Source organism: Enterococcus sp. DIV1316a, from assembly GCF_050536915.1.
Classification (GTDB): Bacteria; Bacillota; Bacilli; order Lactobacillales; family Enterococcaceae; genus Enterococcus; species Enterococcus faecalis.
Map to the genome: position 1 here is coordinate 836,173 of NZ_CP172913.1, position 23,397 is coordinate 859,569.

Here is a 23,397-nt window from a genome sequence, read left to right on the forward strand (position 1 = left end):
TAATAAGTTCAATTGCTTATTTATTGATTAACCTTCTATCGCTAGAAGAAGTGATCAAGACCCAACCGTAAGGTTGATAAGGTTAAGTGAATAAGGGCGCACGGTGGATGCCTTGGCACTAGGAGCCGATGAAGGACGGGACTAACACCGATATGCTTTGGGGAGCTGTAAGTAAGCTATGATCCAGAGATTTCCGAATGGGGGAACCCAATATCTTTTATAGGATATTACTTTTCAGTGAATACATAGCTGATTAGAGGTAGACGCAGAGAACTGAAACATCTTAGTACCTGCAGGAAGAGAAAGAAAATTCGATTCCCTGAGTAGCGGCGAGCGAAACGGGAAGAGCCCAAACCAACAAGCTTGCTTGTTGGGGTTGTAGGACTCCGATATGGTAGTCTGTTAGTATAGTTGAAGGATTTGGAAAATTCCGCTAAAGAGGGTGAAAGCCCCGTAGACGAAATGCTGACAACACCTAGGAGGATCCTGAGTACGGCGGAACACGAGAAATTCCGTCGGAATCCGCGGGGACCATCCCGCAAGGCTAAATACTCCCTAGTGACCGATAGTGAACCAGTACCGTGAGGGAAAGGTGAAAAGCACCCCGGAAGGGGAGTGAAATAGATCCTGAAACCGTGTGCCTACAACAAGTCAAAGCTCGTTAATGAGTGATGGCGTGCCTTTTGTAGAATGAACCGGCGAGTTACGATTGCATGCGAGGTTAAGTCGAAGAGACGGAGCCGCAGCGAAAGCGAGTCTGAATAGGGCGAATGAGTATGTAGTCGTAGACCCGAAACCATGTGATCTACCCATGTCCAGGTTGAAGGTGCGGTAAAACGCACTGGAGGACCGAACCCACGTACGTTGAAAAGTGCGGGGATGAGGTGTGGGTAGCGGAGAAATTCCAAACGAACTTGGAGATAGCTGGTTCTCTCCGAAATAGCTTTAGGGCTAGCCTCGGAATTGAGAATGATGGAGGTAGAGCACTGTTTGGACTAGGGGCCCATCTCGGGTTACCGAATTCAGATAAACTCCGAATGCCATTCATTTATATCCGGGAGTCAGACTGCGAGTGATAAGATCCGTAGTCGAAAGGGAAACAGCCCAGACCACCAGCTAAGGTCCCAAAATATATGTTAAGTGGAAAAGGATGTGGGGTTGCACAGACAACTAGGATGTTGGCTTAGAAGCAGCCACCATTTAAAGAGTGCGTAATAGCTCACTAGTCGAGTGACCCTGCGCCGAAAATGTACCGGGGCTAAACATATTACCGAAGCTGTGGACTACACCATTAGGTGTAGTGGTAGGAGAGCGTTCTAAGGGCGTTGAAGGTCGATCGTGAGGACGGCTGGAGCGCTTAGAAGTGAGAATGCCGGTATGAGTAGCGAAAGACAGGTGAGAATCCTGTCCACCGTATGACTAAGGTTTCCTGGGGAAGGCTCGTCCGCCCAGGGTTAGTCGGGACCTAAGCCGAGGCCGATAGGCGTAGGCGATGGACAACAGGTTGATATTCCTGTACCAGTTGTTTTTGTTTGAGCAATGGAGGGACGCAGTAGGCTAAGGAATGCATGCGATTGGAAGTGCATGTCCAAGCAATGAGTCTTGAGTAGAGTTAAATGCTTTACTCTCTAAGGACAAGTTGTGACGGGGAGCGAAATAATAGTAGCGAAGTTCCTGATGTCACACTGCCAAGAAAAGCTTCTAGTGAGAAAACAACTGCCCGTACCGTAAACCGACACAGGTAGTCGAGGAGAGTATCCTAAGGTGAGCGAGCGAACTCTCGTTAAGGAACTCGGCAAAATGACCCCGTAACTTCGGGAGAAGGGGTGCTGACTTCGGTCAGCCGCAGTGAATAGGCCCAAGCGACTGTTTATCAAAAACACAGGTCTCTGCAAAATCGTAAGATGAAGTATAGGGGCTGACGCCTGCCCGGTGCTGGAAGGTTAAGAGGATGGGTTAGCTTCGGCGAAGCTCAGAATTGAAGCCCCAGTAAACGGCGGCCGTAACTATAACGGTCCTAAGGTAGCGAAATTCCTTGTCGGGTAAGTTCCGACCCGCACGAAAGGCGTAACGATTTGGGCACTGTCTCAACGAGAGACTCGGTGAAATTTTAGTACCTGTGAAGATGCAGGTTACCCGCGACAGGACGGAAAGACCCCATGGAGCTTTACTGTAGTTTGATATTGAGTGTTTGTACCACATGTACAGGATAGGTAGGAGCCGATGAGACCGGAACGCTAGTTTCGGAGGAGGCGCTGGTGGGATACTACCCTTGTGTTATGAACCCTCTAACCCGCACCACTAATCGTGGTGGGAGACAGTGTCAGATGGGCAGTTTGACTGGGGCGGTCGCCTCCTAAAAGGTAACGGAGGCGCCCAAAGGTTCCCTCAGAATGGTTGGAAATCATTCGAAGAGTGTAAAGGCAGAAGGGAGCTTGACTGCGAGACCTACAAGTCGAGCAGGGACGAAAGTCGGGCTTAGTGATCCGGTGGTTCCGCATGGAAGGGCCATCGCTCAACGGATAAAAGCTACCCTGGGGATAACAGGCTTATCTCCCCCAAGAGTCCACATCGACGGGGAGGTTTGGCACCTCGATGTCGGCTCGTCGCATCCTGGGGCTGTAGTCGGTCCCAAGGGTTGGGCTGTTCGCCCATTAAAGCGGCACGCGAGCTGGGTTCAGAACGTCGTGAGACAGTTCGGTCCCTATCCGTCGCGGGCGTTGGAAATTTGAGAGGAGCTGTCCTTAGTACGAGAGGACCGGGATGGACTTACCGCTGGTGTACCAGTTGTTCTGCCAAGGGCATTGCTGGGTAGCTATGTAGGGAAGGGATAAACGCTGAAAGCATCTAAGTGTGAAGCCCACCTCAAGATGAGATTTCCCATTTCTTTAAGAAAGTAAGACCCCTGAGAGATGATCAGGTAGATAGGTTGGAAGTGGAAGGCTAGTGATAGTTGGAGCGGACCAATACTAATCGGTCGAGGACTTAACCAAAGAATGGATAAGTAAAAGCAACTTGGTTATTTTGATTCAAACTTCAATCCAGTTTTGAGTGAATGAAGATTCAACTCAATAAGAAACAACACCCAGTGTGGTGGCGATAGCGAGAAGGATACACCTGTTCCCATGCCGAACACAGAAGTTAAGCTTCTTAGCGCCGATTGTAGTGAAGGGTTTCCCTTTGTGAGAGTAGGACGTCGCCACGCGATTATTCCGGCATAGCTCAGTTGGTAGTAGCGCATGACTGTTAATCATGATGTCGTAGGTTCGAGTCCTACTGCCGGAGTTTAACATATGAAATATCATGAGTATGTGCTTCTTTCAGCTATGGAGAGTTGTCCGAGAGGCCGAAGGAGCATGATTGGAAATCATGTAGGCGGTAAACACTGTCTCAAGGGTTCGAATCCCTTACTCTCCGTTTCATATTTACAAACTGGCCCGTTGGTCAAGCGGTTAAGACACCGCCCTTTCACGGCGGTAACACGGGTTCGAGTCCCGTACGGGTCATTTATTTTAATAGTAACATTCCTTTTTGGAGGTTTAGCTCAGCTGGGAGAGCACCTGCCTTACAAGCAGGGGGTCAGCGGTTCGATCCCGTTAACCTCCATTACTCGGTTGGTTCCGTGGTGTAGGGGTTAACATGCCTGCCTGTCACGCAGGAGATCGCGGGTTCAAATCCCGTCGGAACCGCCATTTAATGTTGTTACTTGAAAATTATTTGAACAAGCTTTTGTTTTAGGCGTGGTAGCTCAGTTGGTAGAGCAACGGATTGAAGCTCCGTGTGTCGGCAGTTCGACTCTGTCTCACGCCATTTATGGAGGAATAGCGAAGTGGCTAAACGCGACGGACTGTAAATCCGTTCCTTAGGGTTCAGTGGTTCGAATCCACTTTCCTCCATTTTAGGGGCATAGTTTAAAGGTAGAACAACGGTCTCCAAAACCGTTGGTGTGGGTTCAATTCCTGCTGCCCCTGCCATTTAATTATTTAATAGATACACTTTTTAAGATTACGGCGATCGTGGTGAAGTGGTTAACACACCAGATTGTGGCTCTGGCATTCGTGGGTTCGATTCCCATCGGTCGCCCTTTGTAATTTTATTGGGGTATAGCCAAGCGGTAAGGCAACGGACTTTGACTCCGTCATGCGTTGGTTCGAATCCAGCTACCCCAGTTTTTTTGTAACAAAAATGGAATATGGCGGTATAGCCAAGTGGTAAGGCAGAGGTCTGCAAAACCTTCATCACCGGTTCAAATCCGGTTACCGCCTTCCAAAATATCTTGCCGGCGTGGCGGAATTGGCAGACGCGCTGGACTCAAAATCCAGTTCCTTCACGGGAGTGCCGGTTCGACCCCGGCCGCCGGTATACTAAAGACTGTTAAATCATTGATTTAACAGTCTTTTTTGTTTATTATTTTCTCGAATACATAAAAAAACCATCTCAAAAAAATGAGATGGAAAGTTAAGTGAGAGAGTGATAAGTATAGTGCGAATAAATACAAGGGTTACAGAAGAATGTGGGGGTTCTGCATCGTCGTCATTAAATGTTCCTGCAGTAGGAATATGAATTTCTGTCATATTATATTCAATAACTTGAACTGTGATGATTGCAACAGTTCCAATGATTGCTAACATAGTAGTCATACTTTCACTCCTCTCTTAATTTTAAATAAAAGTACTTAACTGATTAACTAGAGACTAAAAAGATACATCAACATGAACGTTGAGCTTTAGCACTATACAACGTAAAGATCACTCTTAGCTATTTTGAGAAAAGCCTTCTCCTCGACCAGTCTTGTTCTACTCATTGGTGTCTCTCGACATTTCTGAGCAATAGCTTATGTTTGTATAGGAGCCTCACCTAACTTATTACAAAGAAATAATAGTCTTTTAAGTAACTCTTTGTCAAGACATAAGCAGAAGTCAAAACAGTTCTATTTACAAATGAATGCGACGAACCATTTCTTCTGTTATTTGTTCTACAATATCAATGGTTGTTTTTGGCGAACGTTGATTTCTGGGGATATCGATTGAGTAAATTTTGGCAATACGACCAGGATTTGCATCCATTAATACAACCCGATCAGAAAGTTGAACTGCTTGTTGAACATCATGCGTGATCATCACAATTGATTTAGTCGCAATTTGATTGTTTAGCCAAATTTCTAATAAATCGTTAGATAATTGGCTGGCTGTAATGATATCTAAAGCTGAAAAAGGTTCGTCTAAGAGCAATAAGCTAGGTTCGATGGCTAAAGCACGAGCAAAGCCTACACGCTGTTTCATTCCACCAGATAACTCTCTGGGATAAGCTTTTTCAAAACCAGTTAAACCAATCATTTCAATGAGATTACTGACTCTTTTATTTATTTGTTCGCGAGAAATTTCTTTACGGTTTTCTAAGCCAAAGCTGATATTTTTTTCAACTGTCAACCAAGGAAAAAGGGCAAAATGTTGAAAAACCATGCCGATATTGGCATCAGGCTCATTAATGATTTTATCTTCAAAAGTAATTTCACCTCTAGTTGTACGAAGAAGTCCAGCGATACTTCTGAGCAACGTTGATTTTCCTGTTCCTGATTGTCCGATAATACTTAAAAATTCATTCGTTTTAACTGTTAAATCAATATTTTCAAGGACTTTTAAATGTTCTGAATGTCCTTCAATTTCAAATTCTTTATATACTGATTTTATGCTTAATAATTCTTTATTTTCCATCGTCTTATTAGATAGGTCAAGGGAAATCACCTATCGTTCTCCTCTCTAGTTTATCTTAAAAATTTAGTCGAGTTGAGTCGTCCAGCTATTAATAGTGAAATTTTTGTTTTGCTGCTCGATATAAAGGTTGCCAAACAAAGGCAATACATAAACCAACAACGAAACACATCGCTAAGGTTCCTAAGGCAGATTTATCTTTTACGCCATCGTTTGCCGCAATATATTGTCCTAGGCCAGTAACATCTATTGATTTTTTGCCCCATTGAATGCTTTCTGCTGCGATATCAGCGTTCCAAGCAGCACCAGCAGCGTTAATAATTGCTGTAATGAGGTAAGGTAAAATAGAAGGGATCAAAAATTTTGTCCACCATTGCCATTTAGATAATTTAAAAAGTTTGGTTACGTCACGAATATCATCAGGGATGGCTAAGTAGCCAGCAATTACATTAAAGAAAAAATACCATTGGCAACCAACCATGATGAGTGGTAAAATCCACCATTCTAATTTGTTGAAGCCCATACTAATAATCAACACAATGAATGGAGTATAAACATTTGACGGAATGGAGCCTAAAATTTGTCCAATCGGTTGAACGATACTTAAGCGCCGATTATCATTCGCAACCCAGATTGCTAAGGGAGTAAAGATAATGCCAGCAACGACCATAGCCAAGGTAACCCGTAGCGTAGTATAAAGGGTTAATCTAGGAATCATGCTGAAATCTTGATGGGGCAAGAAATGATAGAGCTTAATAGAACAATAAACCCCAATAATGGTTAAGCTGACATACCATAATGTTTTGAAGAAATGGCGTAATTTTGCTAGTAATCGATAGAGATAGTCTAGCTTGAAAAAGTACCAAACTTTTGGTAAATCGTAAATCCAAAAATGACTGAATTTCACAAAAGCTTTTGAAAAGTATTTCGTTAAAGTTGCTTTTTTTAATAAATGATAAATGATGGATTTAGGTGGCGTTGTACTTTCGACATCTGTTTCATATTTAAAATAATAAGTGGCTCGAACTAAAGGTTGAAAAACTAAAAAGTTTAAAATCACCACATTGATTAATAAGGCAAAAACAGCCCATAAACAGGATTTAAAGTCGGCTCGATTTAATGCTACTTGGATATAAGAACCAATTCCTGGTAAATAAAGGTTGGTTTCTTTAGGAAAGGCAACAGAAGCTTGCTCGCTGGCCACCAAGGCAAACCAAGCCGCAGTTTGAGAAATAATAACGTTCCAAAGTAAGCCAGGAATTGAGTAAACAAATTCAAGCCGCCAAAATTTTTCCCAAGCATTGTACTTGAACTGATCGGTCACATTGACTAGATCTGAAGGAATAACTTCCATTATTTGATAAAGAGTCAACATGATGTTCCAAGCTTGACCTGTGAAGATGGCAAAAATAGCAACCGCTTCTGCGCCCATCACATTTCCTGGAAATAAACCAAGTAACCAAGCAGTTGTAAAGGTTAAAAATCCTAGTAATGGAACGGATTCAAGGAAATTAACTAATGGTAAAATGACTCTTCTTGCCGTTTTATATTTTACGGCTAAAATACCAAAAACAAAGGAAAACAGGAAGGACCAAGCCATACCCACAATCATTCGAAACATGGTTCGAATTGAAAAGTAAAAAAGATTTGATGGAGATAAGAAATCATCTGTTTTACTTGGTGTTGCGAGGAATTCTTCTGAGGGAAGGGTGTGGAGAGGGCGATTCATTTTTAGCCAAGAGAAGACGATGATAAAAATGAAAATGCCTAAAATGATGAGCAAGGTAAGATTCCCGATACTTTTAGCAAGTAGGGTATTTTTCTTAGATGATGCAGTGACAGCTTTCAATTTAAAAACCTCCAATTAATCATATTAAAGAGGTCGCCGAATAAAAGAAGATTATAGGGTAATCACAATAATTGAGCTTTGGCTTTCTGAGACGTAAGAAAAAAATTCTAGTTATCTTAGGAAAGCCTTAATTCGACAATCCCTGCTTTACTCGTTACTGTCTCTCGACATTTCCGAGCGATAACCTGTGTTCTTCAGAGTAACCTCACCTAATATGATTCTATTTGATTTACATGCTTATCATACTCGTGACTAAAAATAAAACAATTTCTAGCTGGTTATACCTGAATTACTGTTTGTTGTTATTCTATTCAATGATTCTTAAAAAGATTGCCCACATTCTGTTTTTTTAGGGAGAAATTATCAGATGAGTATGTTATATAACCCGAGGTGAATAGCATAGGATGTTGTATTTTTAGTTTGTCTCGTTTACTGTTAAAGATGTAAGTAGTAACTATAAGTGAATGGATAAAATTTTGGGAGGTAGTGTATTGAAAACAAAAGTGATAGTAATTAGCGGTGTGACAGCAAGTGGAAAAACGACACTCATTAATGCTTTATCTGATACTGTTGAAAATGCTTATGTACTTTCATTCGATGATTATAGTATTGATGCTTTGCCATCGGCACCATCCCATGCTTTTTTATTAAAAAATTTCAACGTTGCAGTCAATTTATTCGATATTACCCAGTTAATGAAAGACTTTTTTTCTGTGAATGCTCAAGGCAAATTTAATTATATTTTTATAGACTTTCCATTTGGCTATTTACACGATGATTTGAAGCCTTTTATTGATATTGTGATCTACCTGAAAACGCCATTAGATGTTTGTTTTGCTCGCCAAGTGATTAGAGATTATTCTTATTCTCAAGGAGAAAGTATTATTAAGTGGGCCCATAACTATTTAAATAATGTTAGACCGCTATTTATAGAACATGAAAAAAATGTATCAGTAAGTTCAGACTATCTTTTAGATGGCACACATAGCGTAGATGAACAAATACAAAAGCTAAAAAAATTAAAAGTAATCTAGCACCTAAATTAAACAACAAAGAAATTTGTTCAGAAGAAAGGAAATTATGATGATTATTTGGTTAAACGGTGCGTTTGGAGCCGGAAAAACGACCATTGCACATGAGTTACAACAAAAACTTCCCAATGCAATCATTTATGATCCAGAAATTATTGGTAGTGCATTGATGGAGTTAGTTCCCGAAGAAATGAAAGAAAATGATTTTCAAGAGTATCAGGAATGGCGTTGCTGGAATGCTCATTTATTAAAACGAATGTCCAAAGAGTCTGGACGGCCGATTATTGTTCCAATGACCCTTTATAAAAAAGAATATGAAGAAGAGCTGATTGGTTATTTGAGACGAGCTGGCATTGACGTTTATCATTTTTTGTTAGCGGTCGAGAAAGAAGAAATTTTACAGAGATTATTGAAAAGAAATGATGGAACTTTTGAATGGGGGAAAAATAAGTTGCCCGAAGTATTTGAAGGTTTTCGTCAGATTAAGTTTACCGAGATTTTTAGAAATCATTCAGCTGACACGACAGAAATTGTAGCATCCATTCTTAATAGAATAACCGAATAAAAATAAAATAAGGGACCTAAGCCGAAATGACTTAGGTCCCTTATTTTCTACTTCTTAAGATAATCAACTACCAGCTACCCTGATTTCTTCAAACTTTAAGATCGCACATTTACGACAATCTATTTTTACACTGTCAAAATTTTCTTTCAAGTCTTGCATTTTGTTATTTTTAGCAGTATATTTTAGGTGTACCTAAAATATATTAGAGGTTAACCTTCTAACGGGAAGGGCCTTTTAAAATTATTGCAAAACGAAAGAAGGAATTGAATTGAAAAATTCAGAAGAACATGAACCAAAGCAAAGACATCATTTGATTGAATATGCAAATGGTCCTTCGCTTGAAGAAATTAATGGCACCATCGACGTGCCTAAAAATATGAGTTTTTGGAAAACGTTATTTGCTTACTCAGGTCCAGGGGCATTGGTAGCAGTGGGGTATATGGATCCAGGAAACTGGTCTACTTCAATTACTGGGGGACAAAATTTTCAATATTTATTGATGTCGATTATTTTAATTTCCAGTTTGATTGCAATGTTGCTCCAATATATGGCTGCTAAATTAGGCATTGTTTCACAGATGGATTTAGCACAAGCGATTCGTGCTAGAACTAGTAAGACGTTAGGTATTGTATTATGGATTTTAACAGAGTTAGCAATTATGGCTACAGATATCGCTGAAGTTATCGGGGGCGCAATTGCCTTATATTTATTATTTCATATTCCTTTAGGTCTGGCTGTCTTCATTACGGTATTTGATGTTTTACTTTTGTTGTTATTGACAAAAATTGGTTTTAGAAAAATTGAAGCTATTGTTGTTGCTTTAATTGTTGTTATTTTTGTGATTTTTGCTTATCAAGTGGCATTGTCAAATCCAGTATGGGGAGATGTAATTAAAGGGCTGGTTCCTAGCGCAGAAGCTTTTTCTACATCACATGCGGTGAATGGGCAAACGCCATTGACAGGTGCATTGGGGATTATTGGTGCAACAGTGATGCCTCATAATTTGTATTTACATTCTTCTGTTGTGCAAAGTCGTAAAATTGATCGTAAAGATAAAACCGATATTCAACGCGCTTTACGCTTTTCAACTTGGGATTCTAATATTCAATTAACGATGGCATTTTTTGTTAACTCTTTGTTATTGATTATGGGTGTGGCCGTTTTTAAATCCGGCAGTGTCAAAGATCCTTCATTCTTTGGTTTGTTTGATGCTTTATCAAATCCAGCGGTTATGAGTAATTCTATTTTAGCGCATATTGCAGGTTCTGGAATTTTATCAATTTTATTTGCGGTAGCCTTATTGGCATCAGGACAAAATTCAACAATTACAGGAACCTTAACTGGTCAAATTATTATGGAAGGGTTTATTCATATGCGCGTACCAATTTGGTTACGTCGGATGGTCACACGTTTGTTATCTGTTATTCCTGTCTTAATTTGTGTTTTAATGACCAGCGGAAAAAGTACAGTGGAGGAGCATATTGCGATTAATAATTTAATGAACAATTCACAAGTTTTTCTAGCATTTGCTTTGCCATTTTCGATGTTGCCTTTACTGATGTTTACAGATAGCTGTGTTGAAATGGGTGAACATTTTAAAAACTCGTGGTTAATTAAATTGTTAGGCTGGGTTTCTGTCATTGGCTTAATTTACCTCAATATGAAAGGCTTACCTGATCAAATTGAAGGATTTTTCGGTGATAATCCGACAGCGAGTCAAATTACGTTAGCCGATAATATCGCCTATGTCATCATAGCACTCGTCATCCTCTTGTTAGTTTGGACGGTTGTGGAATTATATAAAGGCGATAAACGATATGCACAGCAGCTTGCAGCTATGGAGCAACAAGTAGAGGAGGTTAAATAATGAAATTTTCAAAAATTATGGTTGGTGTTGAAGAGTCGCCAGATGCGTTAAAAGCATTTCATTATGCTATCCAAAAAGCAAAAGAAGAACAAGCTGAATTGGTTATTGTTTCGATTTTAGAAGAGAAAGAGATTAATGTTTACCAATCGTTAGATAAAAATTATTGGCAAGAACAGTTGGCGAAATTAGAGAAACAAACGGAAAAATATCAACAAGAAGCGTTAGCGAATGGCATCGATAAAGTAAGTGTAATTGTCAATGAAGGGAACCCAGGAGAATTAATTATTAATAAGCTTATTCCTTTGAATAAACCAGATTTGTTAATTATTGGCTCCAAGTCAACTAGCAAATTAAAAAGCTTTTTTGGTAGCCAAGCAGCTTATATGGCTCGATATGCACCGATTTCTGTAATGATTATTCGCTAACAAAATTGAAACAGTTAAAAAAGCCGCCACGATTTACTATTCGTGGTGGCCTTTTTATAGTAATTTTTGTTTATATAAATAAACAGCCAAACTTAGTTGTAGCGAACTATCAGGAAATTCTAAAGTTAAGTGAAGAATCTCTTCTATTTTTTTTAAGCGGTAAATAATTGTATTACGATGTACATACATATTTGTGGCAGTCAACGAAATATTTTTATTCGATTGAAAGTAGGTGTTGATGGTTTCTAGTAGGGAACTTTCATGTTTTTGATCTTCTTTTTCTAATGGTTCAATCAATCGTTGATATATTTTTTGTTTGGCTTGTTTGGTCAGGGTTTCGATCATTAAACGATAAAAAAAGAGGTCGTCATAATTCAAAATAGTTCGTTGTTGTAATTCTTGACTTGCTTGTGCTAAGTGGAATGTTTCTTGTGCTAATTTATAAGAATCACACAGATTGGTGATTTTTTTGACAGTTGGCCCAATCGCTAATTTAAATGATAATTTTGGATTCAGTTTCATTAGTTGCTCTAGTAAATTCTTGGCAAGACGAGTGGTTTGTGCAAGGTAGGTGGCTTCCTCTTGCGCTGGATTTTCTAGTAATAAAATAAAGCCAGTTTGTGTAGGAAAGGCAGTAATTTTTTGTCGATATCCTTCTAAAATATGATTCAATTGATGGCCAATGCTATTCATTTGAATAGTCGGATTAAACAGTTGTTCCAATTGTTCAATGGCTACAAGCAAGAGACTAAATGTATCTTTTTCATTTAATTGCAGATAATTACTAAATTCTTGCCAAGCTTGAGGATTGGTATTTTTTTCTTGGATAAGGTCTTGAAACAGCGCCCCGATCTTTTGCCTCGTTGTTAAATTTTCCGAAGATTCTAATTGAAGTTGTGGTAAAAGGTAGTGAGCACAGACCTCTACAGATAATAAATCAATCGTCTGTAATTTTTTGGTAGTTTGCCAAATCACTAAGTAAGATAAGCTGAGATTTTTCTTTTTGATGGGTAAAATTCGCAAAGATAACTGATGGTTCGCTAAGGAAAATTCAACAGTCAATGGTTCTTTATAAAATAATAGGAGCTCATTGTTCTGGGCTTTTAAAGCTGTCTCAAACTGTTTTTTGAGAGTCGCGTTGTTTAAAATACTGGTGATTCTTGTTGGCGCATCAGGTAAATCAAAATGATTCATAATCTGAAAACGCTCGTCTAAAAGCATTACAGGCGCTTGAATCGCGGCACTTAATACTTCCAGTAATTGGGTACTTTTTCCGCCAGCTTTGATAATTGTATAAAATTTATTATGCATATGAACAGAATGTTGGCTAATCGTTTCGTCAGGTTGATTGACTCGGCGATTGACCAATGAAATAATTTGAGAAAAGTTGTAATTATAAGGGATTGAGAGAATTGGTAATCCGACGTCATTCGCTAATTGGATCATCTCTTGTGGAACTTCATTGAAATAACGTTGGACTTTAAAGCCTAGAGCAGCGCAGTTCATATTTGCTAGTTCTTGAATAAGACGTTTTTGCAAGCAAGGCTGATCTTTGAAAATATAGCCGGTAGTTAATAAAATTTCTCCTGGCGTTAACCAGTCAAAAGCATCAGGATTTTCTAAAATATTTGCTTGTAGAATTGGCGCATCTAAATTGGTCTCGTGCGTCAATAAGGTTAAACCAGGTAGTTCTTCTGCATGGAGTAGATCATTGACCGTCATCATTAGCAAGGCCTCCTTTTGTATGAATTATCTAAAAATTAAGTGTATTTATTGTAAGATGTTACAAAACTATTTTAGGGAAAATAAGGTATCCTTATACTAATAGAAAAAAGTTCCAAGTCATTACGTGATTGGTAGTCACAAATGACCAAATAAGAACAATCAGCGCTTACAACCTATAGAAACGCATCGTTTAAAGATATAGCAATAGTATACTTAATTTTTAATGCTTTTACTATTGTTTCAGCTACTTTAAATTTCTCAAGTATTTCTATAATCTGTAAGTTTTTTGAGACTCTTATCAGATATGCTTCTTTTTCTATATTTTATCAGAAAATTCTGGTAACTTTGAAGGTTATAGTTTGTAAAATGGAGGGATCGGTATGAAGAAATTAAAAATGTTAGGATGCGTCGGTTTGCTTTTAGCTTTAACGGCTTGTCAGGCGGGAACGGGAAACTCGGCTGATAGTAACAAAGCAGCGGAACAAAAAATTGCAATTAGTTCTGAAGCGGCTATTTCGACAATGGAACCACACACAGCGGGGGATACGACCTCGACTTTAGTCATGAATCAAGTTTATGAAGGACTCTATGTTTTAGGTAAAGAAGATGAATTAGAGTTGGGGGTCGCTGCCGAAGAACCAGCGATTTCTGAAGATGAAACCGTTTATACATTTAAGATTAGAGAAGATGCCAAATGGTCGAATGATGATCCAGTAACAGCAAACGACTTTGTTTATGCATGGCAACAAGTTGCTTCCCCTAAATCAGGATCGATTCATCAAGCTTTATTTTTTGATGTCATTAAAAATGCTAAGGAAATTGCTTTAGAAGGCGCAGATGTGAATACTCTTGGGGTTAAGGCGCTAGATGATAAAACGTTAGAAATAACTTTAGAACGGCCCACCCCTTATTTGAAATCTTTGCTTTCGTTTCCTGTTTTGTTTCCGCAAAATGAAAAATATATCAAAGAACAAGGGGATAAATATGCCACTGATGCAGAACATTTGATTTATAATGGTCCTTTTAAATTGAAAGAATGGGATAATGCCTCTTCCGATGACTGGACCTACGAAAAAAATGATACGTATTGGGATGCTGAAAAAGTTAAATTAACAGAAGCGAAAGTTTCAGTAATTAAGAGCCCAACGACAGCGGTGAATTTGTTTGACTCGAATGAATTGGATGTAGTGAATAAGCTAAGTGGTGAATTTATTCCTGGTTATGTTGATAATCCAGACTTTCTTTCAATTCCTCAATTCGTCACATACTTTTTAAAAATGAACAGCGTTCGTGATGGAAAAGAAAATCCGGCTTTAGCGAACAACAATATTCGTAAAGCGTTGGCACAAGCTTTTGATAAAGAAAGTTTTGTAAAAGAAGTCTTGCAAGATCAATCAACGGCTACAGATCAAGTAATTCCTCCGGGACAAACGATTGCGCCAGATGGAACAGATTTCACAAAACTAGCTGCTAAGAAAAATAACTACTTAACCTACGATACAGCGAAAGCAAAAGAATTCTGGGAAAAAGGGAAAAAAGAAATTGGGCTGGATAAAATCAAATTAGAATTTTTAACAGATGATACAGACAGCGCCAAAAAAGCTGCTGAGTTTTTCCAATTTCAATTGGAAGAAAATCTAGATGGATTAGAAGTGAATGTTACTCAAGTTCCTTTTACTATTCGTGTTGATCGTGATCAAACGAGAGACTATGATTTAGAATTATCTGGTTGGGGAACCGATTATCGTGATCCATTAACAGTTATGCGCATCTTTACTTCGGATAGTACCTTGGGCGGCGTAACGTTCAAGAGTGATACGTATGATCAATTAATCCAAGAGACTAGAACAACACATGCGGCTGATCAAGAGGCTCGTTTAAATGACTTTGCTCAAGCACAAGATATTTTGGTGAATCAGGAAACGGTTTTAGCACCAATCTACAATCGAAGCATTTCTGTATTAGCTAATCAAAAAATCAAGGATCTGTATTGGCATTCATTTGGACCTACGTACAGTTTAAAATGGGCTTATGTTAACTAATTGAATGAAGGTAGGAAGGGGTTTGTCATGCTTTTAAAAAACTGTAAATTAGAAACAGGATTTTCTACTGTGAATCAGCGAATTGTTGCGACAGAAACAGCTAGCTATGATATTCGAATTGAAAACGAGGTCTGTACTGCGGTCGCACCGCAGTTAAGGCCTTTAGAGAACGAAACAGTTATCGATGTGAATCAGCAACTCGTTTTACCTGCTCTAAGAGAAATGCATATTCATATTGATAAAACGTATTTTGGGGGACCTTGGAAGGCCTGTCGTCCACTAACGAAAGGAATTTTAACACGTATTGAAGAAGAAACTTGGCTGTTACCTGAACAATTACCAACTAGTTTAGAACGTGCTTGCCAAGTTATTGAGCAGTATATTCAACAAGGCCATTATCATATTCGCAGTCATTGTAATGTAGATCCATCTATTGGAACGAAATATATTGAAATCACTAAAGAAGCATTTAGTCGATATGAACAATACATTACTCATGAAATTGTGGCTTTTCCTCAACACGGATTACTCCGCTCACAAGTCGAACCTTTGATGCGCGAAGCCTTACGCATGGGGGCAACTCATGTCGGCGGCGTTGATCCAGCCCTTGTGGATCGTCATGTGGATCATTCAATCGCAAAAATATTTGAATTAGCTACCACATTTAATAAAAAAATTGATGTTCATTTACACGCCCGTGATACTTTGGGACTTTATGAATTTAATAAATTTGTTGATTATACAGAACAAGCAAAGATGTTTGGAGAAGTCACTTTAAGTCATGCTTTAGCCTTAGGGGGCTTAGAAGAAGCAGCAATTAGAGACATTGCGCAAAAATTCATCGAAACAGGTATTGATTTGACTTCGACTGTACCAATTGGAATGCCCACCATGCCGATTCCAACCTTGGTTGAACAAGGTGTTAAGATCTCTGTGGCTCATGACAGTTTGACGGATCATTGGTCGCCTTTTGGCAGTGGCAATACAATAGAAAAATTAAATACAGCCGCTCAAAGATTTAAAATTAGCGATGAGTATCGCTTGAATCGTTTATGGGGCTTAGCGAGTAATTTTGTAACGCCTCTTGATCCTAACGGGCAGCGAGTTTGGCCTAACGTCGGCGATTCTGCAGATTTCCTACTATTTAATGCTGAGAGCACTGCTCACGTGATTGCACGCCAACAGCCAATCCAACAACTGATACTAAAAGGACAACTGGTTGAAGCCGTTCAAAAGGGGGAAAAAGAATGACAGCATCCATTGTTTATTTGAATAATGTTCGTTTAGAAACTGGTTTTGCTAAAGACCACCACGAATTAACGTATACTAAAACCGCACGCTATACTTTAGCGATTCAAGAAGGCAAAATCCAAGCGATTATTCCGCAAAATCAAGTCACTGAAAAGCAACAAGGCACTGATTTAAACGGACAACTGGCTATTCCCGCTTTTCAAGAGAGCCATAATCACTTAGATAAAACCTACCTTTCATTAGGCTGGCGTGCTAGCCAACCTGTTAAAAATTTAAAAGAGCGTTTAGCAGACGAAGCCAGTGAACTTAAATTGTTAGCTCCGTCAACAGAACAACGAGCGACGGCCATGATTGAAAAATTGATTGGTTATGGAGCCTCTTATATTCGGACACATGTCAACATTGATCCTTATGTAGAACTAGAAAACTTCTGGGGCGTCAAAAGAGCCTTAGAAAAATATGCGCATGTGATTGATTATGATATTGTTGTCTTTCCACAGCATGGATTATTAAAAAATCCCCAAACGGTTTTACTCATGAGAGAAGCCCTAAAAAATGGTGGAACAATGGTTGGCGGTTTAGATCCTGCAGGCATTGATTATGCAATTGAAGAATCTTTAGAAACTATTTTCGATCTGGCAGAAGAATTTCAAGTAGGAATCGATATTCACTTGCATGATACGGGGGAAGTGGGTGTTTATACAATTGATAAATTTTTAGACATTTTGGAAGAACGAAAATTTACTCAGCGAACAGCTATCAGTCACGCCTTTGCGCTGCTAGATGTACGACCAGCAGAAAAAGAAAAACTATACCAACGCTTGGCAACGCATCAAACGGCGATTATGTCTACAATTCCCTATGATCCTCGTTATTTATTGCCACCAATTGATGTGTTACGCCAAACTGGTGTATCGGTTCATTTAGGTAGTGATGGCTTTTTTGACTCTTGGAGTTCTAATGTTTCAGGTGATTTATTTGAAAAATTACGTAATTTTTGTGAAATGACAGGAAAGATTACAGAAGAGCAACTTACTCAAGCTTACGTCCATGGCTGTGGCAAAGAAGCACCTTTTTCATTTGAAGAAGAACGCCTTTGGTTTACAGAAGGAGACGAAGCAAACTTTATTTTTACAGAAGCAGCTTCTACAGCAGAAGTGATTGCTAGAAAACCACAGAAACGCCAGATTATGTTGAAAGGACAATGGGTTTAACTTGCTTTAAAATTAGGTAGAAATAGAATGCTAAAAAGCCAAACAGAGGAAACAAGGTTCAGCTCTGAGCAACGCATAGTGTCAGTCTAGCGGTTACTCGTCACAGTTTAATCCTTATAAAGTGCTTCTGCTCACAACGTGGATCAGCGTTTCAAGTTTGTTTGACTCACTTTAACATAGCACTTTTGCGTATCTTCCTTTATAATAAGACAAAATGAAGGAGATGAACCAAGCATGACTGAACAAACGAGAGAAAACAAAAAAGCAGCCTACGAATTGTGCTTACAACAATTGAGCGGTTTGTTAGAAATAGAAACGGATGCTATTGCAAATTTAGCAAACTCGTCCGCGTTAATTGCACAAACATTACCAGATACCGTTTTTGCTGGGTATTATTTATATAAAGATGAAGAATTAGTTTTGGGGCCTTTTCAAGGGAAAGTCTCTTGTACCAGAATTAAAATGGGCAAAGGTGTCTGTGGTGAATCAGCGGAAAAACAAGCTACATTGATTGTTGATAACGTGAAGACACACGCCAATTATATTTCTTGTGACTCAGCTGCGATGTCTGAAATCGTTGTACCGATGGTAAAAAATCATCAATTGGTCGGTGTTTTAGATATTGATAGTGGTGTAACAAATAGCTATGATGCGGTTGACCAACTGTATTTGGAAAAATTTGTTACCTTGTTACTAGAAAAATCAGATTTTTAAGCAGACTATTTTTGCTTTCTGACAAATCATGAGAAAATAAAGTATAAAATTTGATCATGAAAGAAGGTGAGTCATTTGTTAGAGCTGTATATAAATTTTAAAGGTGAAGCAAAAGAAGCAATTGCGTTCTATGAAGATGTTTTTGATACAAAATGTCAAAATTTAATGACTTTTGGCGAAGCACCTGAGGATCCTGAGCATCCTATAAACGACGAGATAAAGGATTTAGTGATGAACGCAAGTATCATTATTGAAGGAACCTATGTAATGATTTCAGATGTTCCTGATATGTTTGGTTTTGAAGTTACGGAAGGAAATAACCTTTCGCTCGTGGTTAGCACAGATGATGATGAAAAAATTGATCGCTTATTTAAACGATTATCTGAAGGTGGCACTGTTACAATGCCATTATCTGAAACTTTTTGGTCCAAAAAGTATGGTTCCCTAAAAGATCAGTTTGGCATCCATTGGATGTTTAATTATTATGAAGAAGATTAAAAAAATCCCCAATCCGTTATTTTCATTGGATTGGGGATTTTTTATTCATGAAAGAATTGCTTCTTAGCGATTTGATACTGCCGTTGCTTTTCTGTCCAAAATTGCTGATCGTTTTCATCAATTTTGCGAATGACTTTTGCTGGATTACCCCCAACAATCGTGTTGGCAGGAACGTCTTTTGTAACCACAGCACCAGCAGCAACAATAGCATTTTTTCCAATTGTAACGCCAGGTAAAATGGTGGCACTTCCGCCAATCCACACGTTATCTTCAACAATAATTGGCGTCCCGAATTCTAATTCTGCAGTTCGAATCGTTGGATCAATTGGATGGCCGGCAGTATAAAAACTAGCACGAGGGCCAACCATGACATTATCACCGAAGATGATTTTGTTTACATCTAAAAAAATGCAATCCATATTTGCATAAAAATTTTCTCCTACCTCAATATGGCGACCGTAATCTACATGGAGGGGTGGGGTGATATATAACTCATTGCCAGTTTTTCCTAATAATTCTTTTTCTAGGGCCACAATTTCTTTCACATTATCGATAGGAAGTTGATTGATTTTTTGAGCTAACACCTTGCCTTTTGTTGATTTGTTTTCGGGTAAAATGGTGGGGGCGTAATATAATTCACCTTTTAACATTTGCATATAATCAAAGTCATTTTGTTTCATGTAAGCGCTCCTTTAGGCTTTTTCTCTATTGTATCAAATCAATACAATAAGTCGAGGAATATGTAAAATAAAAAAGGACAGATAGCAAAATAGCCTTGCTTATCTATCCTTTACCTAAGGTTATCCAATTTTTTTAACTCTCCCGCCAATTTTATCTGCTAATTTTTGTGCTTCTTTTTCAGAGTGGTAAACTAAACAACCTGATTTATCTCGCGTACGTTTGCCATCTGCAGTTAAATAGCCATGAAAAAATTTGATTGCATACATAGACATCACCGCCTTTCTAATTGAAAATAGTGTAAATGGAGCGATTAAAAATGTCAAATAATAGAAGTGCTCTTAACCATTCTTATCTTTTTTAGTTCGAAGATAAGTTTGGTTAAGAGCACCATTTCACTTAATAAATTAGTTTGAAACGGGTCGTTGAGTGAAATTCCTGTTCAGGTGAGAGGGTGATAGAACCGAACAACGGAAATCTTTCAGCACCAGGACAGACTTGGGTTTCAAATGTGAGCGCTCCGTGATTGACTAATTTTTGCCCTTGAATATCGGGACCGTTATCAGCAAAATTTGCTGAAAAAATAACAACTGAAGGTTGATCAGTGAACATCTCTAAGGTGATATCTTTAGTAGGACTTTTTAAGATAACATCCGGGTTAATTAAATCATGATTGGTTAAGATGAAAGGGTGATCGAAGCCGTTCATCTTTTGAATTTGTTCATCGGTACTTGAAAAAACCTCAGCTAATTTTTTAGGTTTTTGTAAATCAAAAGCTGTCTGGTCGACGGAAGCTAATTCTCCAAGCGGTAAAACTCTTTCATCAAGCGGGACAAACTTTTGGGCATTTATTTGTAACTCATGTGCATCAATGGGGATTGTAGGATTTCCAGTTAAATTAAAGTAGACATGATTGGTTGGATTAAAAAGTGTTTGTTCATCTGTAGTTGCCTGATACTCAATTTGCCATTCATTTTCTTCAGTCAATGTATACGTGACTGAAACAGTGAGATTTCCAGGAAAACCATTTTCACCAGCAGGACTCTCTAGCCAAAATTTCACAGAAGGATTCGCTTGTGCCTCTTGGATTTCGCTGTGCCATTTTTTACTTTCAAACCCAGGTGTGCCACCGTGAAGTGTTGTTTGAGTAGGAGTATTAATCATCGTTTGATACTTTTTACCCGCTAGTTCAAAGGAGCCATCGGCAATTCGGCCAGCTGTTCGACCAATTGTTGCACCAAAATATAAGTCTTTAGACAAATATTCATCTGCTGAGGGAAAGCCTAGCACGAGTGATCGGGATTCATTTTTTGTAAGAGGAACGTCGAGCGCAACAATTCGCGCACCAAAATCTGTTGCTTTTAAAGTCACACCATTTTTATTCGTCAGTGTGTAAAGAAGCATTCCTTGTCCAAATGATTCAGTTGAAATAGTCAAAATAATCAATCCTTCCTTTAAGTAAATATTTAGTAAATTTAATTTTGTTTTTTAGATTATTTAAATAGTCGAAAAGAAACACTAAGAAAATAAATCTTTATTTAATTGTATTGTACACGTTTTCAACCGAAATGACAATTAAGGAAATGTTAAGTAAATATTTGCAAAATTTTAGTAAATATTATACAATTTGTTTACTAGTGAAAGGAGCGATTAGTGATGGAAGAACTGTTAATGAATCGATTTGTAGAAATATTTGGTGAGAAAGGGACAGCCTGTTATTTTGCCCCTGGAAGAATTAATTTGATTGGTGAACATACAGATTACAATGGCGGTCATGTTTTCCCAGCGGCTATTACGTTAGGGACATTTGGTGTGGCAAGAAAAAGAGACGACCAAAAAATTCGGATGTTTTCTGATAATTTTAAAGAGGTTGGTCTCATCGAATTTTCATTAGAAGATTTAACCTATTCAGATTCAGATGATTGGGCAAATTATCCTAAAGGCGTTTTAAATTACTTGATTGAAAGCGGACACAATATTGATTCTGGCATAGATGTGCTCTTCTACGGTACGATTCCTAATGGTGCTGGCTTGTCTTCTTCTGCTTCTATTGAACTTTTAATGGGAACGATCTGTAATGATTTATATGCTTTACACTGTCCAATGCTTGAATTGGTGCAAATCGGTAAAAAAGTGGAGAATGAATTTATTGGCGTTAATTCAGGAATTATGGACCAATTTGCCGTAGGGATGGGAGAAAAAGATCAAGCTATTCTACTAGATACCAATAATATGCACTATGAAATGGTTCCCGCCAAATTAGGTGAGTATACGATTGTTATTATGAATACTAACAAACGTCGCGAATTAGCAGATTCAAAATATAATGAACGCCGTGCAGAATGCGAAGAAGCCGTTCGTTTGCTTCAAAAAGAGTTATCTATTGAATTTTTAGGTGAATTAGACAGCGAGACATTTGAACAATATCAAGCATTGATTGGAGATCCAACGTTGATTAAACGAGCGCGTCATGCCGTCACAGAAAATGAACGAACTTTATTGGCAAAACAAGCGCTAACTGAAGGGGATTTGGAAGAATTTGGCTTATTATTAAATGCCTCACATCGTTCGCTAAAAGAAGATTACGAAGTAACTGGCATTGAGTTAGATACCTTAGTGGCTTGTGCGCAAGAACAACCAGGCGTTTTGGGCGCACGGATGACTGGTGCAGGGTTTGGCGGTTGTAGTATTGCTTTGGTACCAAAGCAAAATATAGATGCATTTATTGAAGCTGTTGGCCAGAGTTATCAAGATAAAATTGGCTATGCTGCTGATTTTTATCCTGCATCAATTGATGATGGTGCCAGAAAGTTATTTTAGAAAGGAAGGCTTTAAATGTCTATTTTAGTATTAGGTGGCGCAGGCTACATTGGCTCACATGCCGTCGATCAATTAATTTCAAAAGGATATGCCGTTATTGTTGTTGATAATTTATTAACGGGGCATCGTTCAGCAGTTCATGAACAAGCGACTTTCTATGAAGGCGATATTCGTGATAAAGCTTTTTTACGTAGCGTCTTTGAAAAAGAATCAATTGAAGGGGTGTTGCACTTTGCGGCCAATTCTTTAGTAGGAGAATCCGTGGAGAAACCGTTAATGTATTTCAATAACAATGTTCACGGCACTCAAATTGCCTTGGAAGTCATGCAAGAATTCGGAGTGAAACATATTGTTTTTTCTTCCACAGCGGCCACTTATGGCGAACCAAAAGCAATGCCTATTACAGAAGAAACCCCAACGAATCCTAAAAATCCGTATGGGGAAAGTAAATTAATGATGGAAAAAATCATGAAATGGTGCGACAACGCTTATGGAATGAAATATGTTGCTTTGCGTTATTTTAATGTTGCAGGAGCAAAAAAAGATGCCTCAATTGGTGAGGATCACACGCCAGAAACGCATATTGTGCCAATTATTTTACAAGTGGCATTGGGCCAACGAGCAGAGCTAAGTATTTTTGGGGATGATTATGATACACCAGATGGCACGTGCATTCGAGATTATGTTTATATTGAAGACTTGATTGCAGCACATATTTTGGCTTTAGAATATTTGAAAAATGGCGGCGAAAGTGACGTCTTTAACCTGGGTAGCAACAACGGCTATTCTGTTAAAGAAATGTTAGATGCTGCTCGCGAAGTGACAGGTCAAGAAATTCCTGCGACAATCGCCCCACGCCGAGCAGGGGATCCTAGTACGTTAATTGCTTCTAGTGAAAAAGCCAAACGAGTTTTAGGCTGGCAACCAGAAGTAACTGAGGTCAAGGATATTATCGCCACCGCTTGGCAATGGCATGTGAAACATCCTCAAGGCTATAATGAATAGGA

At 38.7% G+C, this 23,397-nt stretch carries 18 protein-coding genes, 12 tRNA genes, 2 rRNA genes and 2 riboswitches; of the genes, 25 read left to right on the forward strand and 7 right to left on the reverse strand.

Annotated elements, in window-relative coordinates; genetic code table 11:
* The first annotated feature begins 80 nt into the window (after positions 1 to 80).
* The 14 genes from IGL56_RS04065 to IGL56_RS04130 all read left to right on the forward strand — a co-directional run bounded on the left by IGL56_RS04065 (position 81) and on the right by IGL56_RS04130 (position 4,362).
* A 23S ribosomal RNA gene (locus IGL56_RS04065) occupies positions 81 to 2,993 on the forward strand.
* Between the two features lie 96 nt (positions 2,994 to 3,089).
* A 5S ribosomal RNA gene (rrf, locus tag IGL56_RS04070) occupies positions 3,090 to 3,205 on the forward strand.
* Between the two features lie 6 nt (positions 3,206 to 3,211).
* A tRNA-Asn gene (locus IGL56_RS04075) sits at positions 3,212 to 3,285 on the forward strand.
* Positions 3,286 to 3,328: 43 nt separating this feature from the next.
* A tRNA-Ser gene (locus IGL56_RS04080) sits at positions 3,329 to 3,417 on the forward strand.
* A gap of 17 nt (positions 3,418 to 3,434) precedes the next feature.
* Positions 3,435 to 3,506: transfer RNA gene (locus IGL56_RS04085), tRNA-Glu, on the forward strand.
* A 27-nt stretch (positions 3,507 to 3,533) separates the two neighbouring features.
* A tRNA-Val gene (locus tag IGL56_RS04090) sits at positions 3,534 to 3,606 on the forward strand.
* Positions 3,607 to 3,616: 10 nt separating this feature from the next.
* Positions 3,617 to 3,692 (forward strand) — tRNA-Asp (locus tag IGL56_RS04095).
* A 45-nt stretch (positions 3,693 to 3,737) separates the two neighbouring features.
* Positions 3,738 to 3,810 (forward strand) — tRNA-Phe (locus tag IGL56_RS04100).
* 5 nt (positions 3,811 to 3,815) lie between these two features.
* Positions 3,816 to 3,896: transfer RNA gene (locus IGL56_RS04105), tRNA-Tyr, on the forward strand.
* Positions 3,897 to 3,900: 4 nt separating this feature from the next.
* A tRNA-Trp gene (locus IGL56_RS04110) sits at positions 3,901 to 3,974 on the forward strand.
* Between the two features lie 36 nt (positions 3,975 to 4,010).
* Positions 4,011 to 4,083 (forward strand) — tRNA-His (locus tag IGL56_RS04115).
* 14 nt (positions 4,084 to 4,097) lie between these two features.
* A tRNA-Gln gene (locus IGL56_RS04120) sits at positions 4,098 to 4,169 on the forward strand.
* A 25-nt stretch (positions 4,170 to 4,194) separates the two neighbouring features.
* Positions 4,195 to 4,265: transfer RNA gene (locus IGL56_RS04125), tRNA-Cys, on the forward strand.
* Between the two features lie 13 nt (positions 4,266 to 4,278).
* Positions 4,279 to 4,362 (forward strand) — tRNA-Leu (locus IGL56_RS04130).
* Between the two features lie 17 nt (positions 4,363 to 4,379).
* Here the strand turns inward: IGL56_RS04130 and IGL56_RS04135 are convergent.
* The 3 genes from IGL56_RS04135 to IGL56_RS04145 form a co-directional block, all read right to left on the reverse strand.
* Positions 4,380 to 4,640, reverse strand: a complete 261-nt coding sequence (locus IGL56_RS04135) for a hypothetical protein (RefSeq protein WP_002358168.1) — start codon at positions 4,638 to 4,640, stop codon at positions 4,380 to 4,382.
* A gap of 64 nt (positions 4,641 to 4,704) precedes the next feature.
* Positions 4,705 to 4,872, reverse strand: a riboswitch (M-box (ykoK) riboswitch).
* 62 nt (positions 4,873 to 4,934) lie between these two features.
* Positions 4,935 to 5,714 (reverse strand): ABC transporter ATP-binding protein, encoded by a 780-nt coding sequence (locus IGL56_RS04140; RefSeq protein ID WP_002360638.1) that lies wholly within the window; start codon positions 5,712 to 5,714, stop codon positions 4,935 to 4,937.
* Positions 5,715 to 5,802: 88 nt separating this feature from the next.
* Positions 5,803 to 7,575, reverse strand: a complete 1,773-nt coding sequence (locus tag IGL56_RS04145; RefSeq protein WP_002384764.1) for an ABC transporter permease subunit — start codon at positions 7,573 to 7,575, stop codon at positions 5,803 to 5,805.
* Positions 7,576 to 7,616: 41 nt separating this feature from the next.
* Positions 7,617 to 7,784: riboswitch (M-box (ykoK) riboswitch) on the reverse strand.
* A gap of 240 nt (positions 7,785 to 8,024) precedes the next feature.
* On the opposite strand from IGL56_RS04145, the gene IGL56_RS04150 reads away from it, so the two are divergent.
* From IGL56_RS04150 to IGL56_RS04165, 4 genes are all read left to right on the forward strand, one after another.
* Positions 8,025 to 8,594 carry an adenylyl-sulfate kinase gene (locus IGL56_RS04150; protein WP_002386031.1) on the forward strand — a complete coding sequence of 190 codons (570 nt, stop codon included), beginning with the start codon at positions 8,025 to 8,027 and terminating at the stop codon, positions 8,592 to 8,594.
* A gap of 46 nt (positions 8,595 to 8,640) precedes the next feature.
* Complete coding sequence (locus IGL56_RS04155) at positions 8,641 to 9,156, forward strand: AAA family ATPase (protein ID WP_002403045.1); 516 nt, start codon at positions 8,641 to 8,643, stop codon at positions 9,154 to 9,156.
* A 268-nt stretch (positions 9,157 to 9,424) separates the two neighbouring features.
* On the forward strand, positions 9,425 to 11,023 hold the full coding sequence (locus IGL56_RS04160) for an Nramp family divalent metal transporter (protein WP_002396580.1): 1,599 nt from the start codon (positions 9,425 to 9,427) through the stop codon (positions 11,021 to 11,023).
* Entirely contained in the window at positions 11,023 to 11,448 is a 426-nt protein-coding gene (locus IGL56_RS04165; protein WP_002358161.1) for a universal stress protein, read from the forward strand. The genes IGL56_RS04160 and IGL56_RS04165 overlap by 1 nt, the downstream gene beginning before the upstream one ends.
* A gap of 54 nt (positions 11,449 to 11,502) precedes the next feature.
* On the opposite strand, the gene IGL56_RS04170 is transcribed toward IGL56_RS04165, so the two are convergent.
* Positions 11,503 to 13,173: a PucR family transcriptional regulator gene (locus tag IGL56_RS04170; RefSeq protein WP_429861290.1), complete on the reverse strand. Its 1,671-nt coding sequence runs from the start codon at positions 13,171 to 13,173 to the stop codon at positions 11,503 to 11,505.
* A gap of 380 nt (positions 13,174 to 13,553) precedes the next feature.
* On the opposite strand from IGL56_RS04170, the gene IGL56_RS04175 reads away from it, so the two are divergent.
* The 5 genes from IGL56_RS04175 to IGL56_RS04195 all read left to right on the forward strand — a co-directional run bounded on the left by IGL56_RS04175 (position 13,554) and on the right by IGL56_RS04195 (position 18,892).
* Entirely contained in the window at positions 13,554 to 15,215 is a 1,662-nt protein-coding gene (locus tag IGL56_RS04175) for a peptide ABC transporter substrate-binding protein (RefSeq protein ID WP_010815948.1), read from the forward strand.
* On the forward strand, positions 15,216 to 16,466 hold the full coding sequence (locus IGL56_RS04180) for an amidohydrolase family protein (RefSeq protein WP_025189097.1): 1,251 nt from the start codon (positions 15,216 to 15,218) through the stop codon (positions 16,464 to 16,466).
* On the forward strand, positions 16,463 to 17,680 hold the full coding sequence (locus tag IGL56_RS04185) for an amidohydrolase (RefSeq protein ID WP_010815950.1): 1,218 nt from the start codon (positions 16,463 to 16,465) through the stop codon (positions 17,678 to 17,680). The genes IGL56_RS04180 and IGL56_RS04185 overlap by 4 nt, the downstream gene beginning before the upstream one ends.
* Positions 17,681 to 17,914: 234 nt before the next feature.
* A complete protein-coding gene (locus IGL56_RS04190) occupies positions 17,915 to 18,394 on the forward strand; it encodes a GAF domain-containing protein (RefSeq protein WP_002358155.1) in 480 nt (159 codons plus the stop codon).
* Positions 18,395 to 18,460: 66 nt separating this feature from the next.
* The gene (locus tag IGL56_RS04195) at positions 18,461 to 18,892 is read left to right on the forward strand and encodes a VOC family protein (RefSeq protein WP_002382065.1); all 432 of its coding nucleotides are present in this window, start codon (positions 18,461 to 18,463) and stop codon (positions 18,890 to 18,892) included.
* A gap of 41 nt (positions 18,893 to 18,933) precedes the next feature.
* Here the strand turns inward: IGL56_RS04195 and IGL56_RS04200 are convergent, their stop codons facing one another.
* The 3 genes from IGL56_RS04200 to galM all read right to left on the reverse strand — a co-directional run bounded on the left by IGL56_RS04200 (position 18,934) and on the right by galM (position 20,974).
* Positions 18,934 to 19,572, reverse strand: coding sequence for a sugar O-acetyltransferase (locus IGL56_RS04200; RefSeq protein WP_002379300.1), 639 nt, complete (start codon positions 19,570 to 19,572; stop codon positions 18,934 to 18,936).
* Positions 19,573 to 19,692: 120 nt separating this feature from the next.
* The gene (locus tag IGL56_RS04205) at positions 19,693 to 19,839 is read right to left on the reverse strand and encodes a hypothetical protein (RefSeq protein WP_002384758.1); all 147 of its coding nucleotides are present in this window, start codon (positions 19,837 to 19,839) and stop codon (positions 19,693 to 19,695) included.
* 130 nt (positions 19,840 to 19,969) lie between these two features.
* On the reverse strand, positions 19,970 to 20,974 hold the full coding sequence (galM, locus tag IGL56_RS04210; RefSeq protein ID WP_002386026.1) for a galactose-1-epimerase: 1,005 nt from the start codon (positions 20,972 to 20,974) through the stop codon (positions 19,970 to 19,972).
* A gap of 252 nt (positions 20,975 to 21,226) precedes the next feature.
* Here galM and IGL56_RS04215 point away from each other — a divergent pair, with 252 nt between their 5' ends.
* Positions 21,227 to 22,390, forward strand: a complete 1,164-nt coding sequence (locus tag IGL56_RS04215) for a galactokinase (RefSeq protein ID WP_002382009.1) — start codon at positions 21,227 to 21,229, stop codon at positions 22,388 to 22,390.
* 15 nt (positions 22,391 to 22,405) lie between these two features.
* Positions 22,406 to 23,395, forward strand: a complete 990-nt coding sequence (gene galE / locus IGL56_RS04220; RefSeq protein WP_010773940.1) for a UDP-glucose 4-epimerase GalE — start codon at positions 22,406 to 22,408, stop codon at positions 23,393 to 23,395.
* The last annotated feature ends 2 nt before the right edge of the window (positions 23,396 to 23,397 follow it).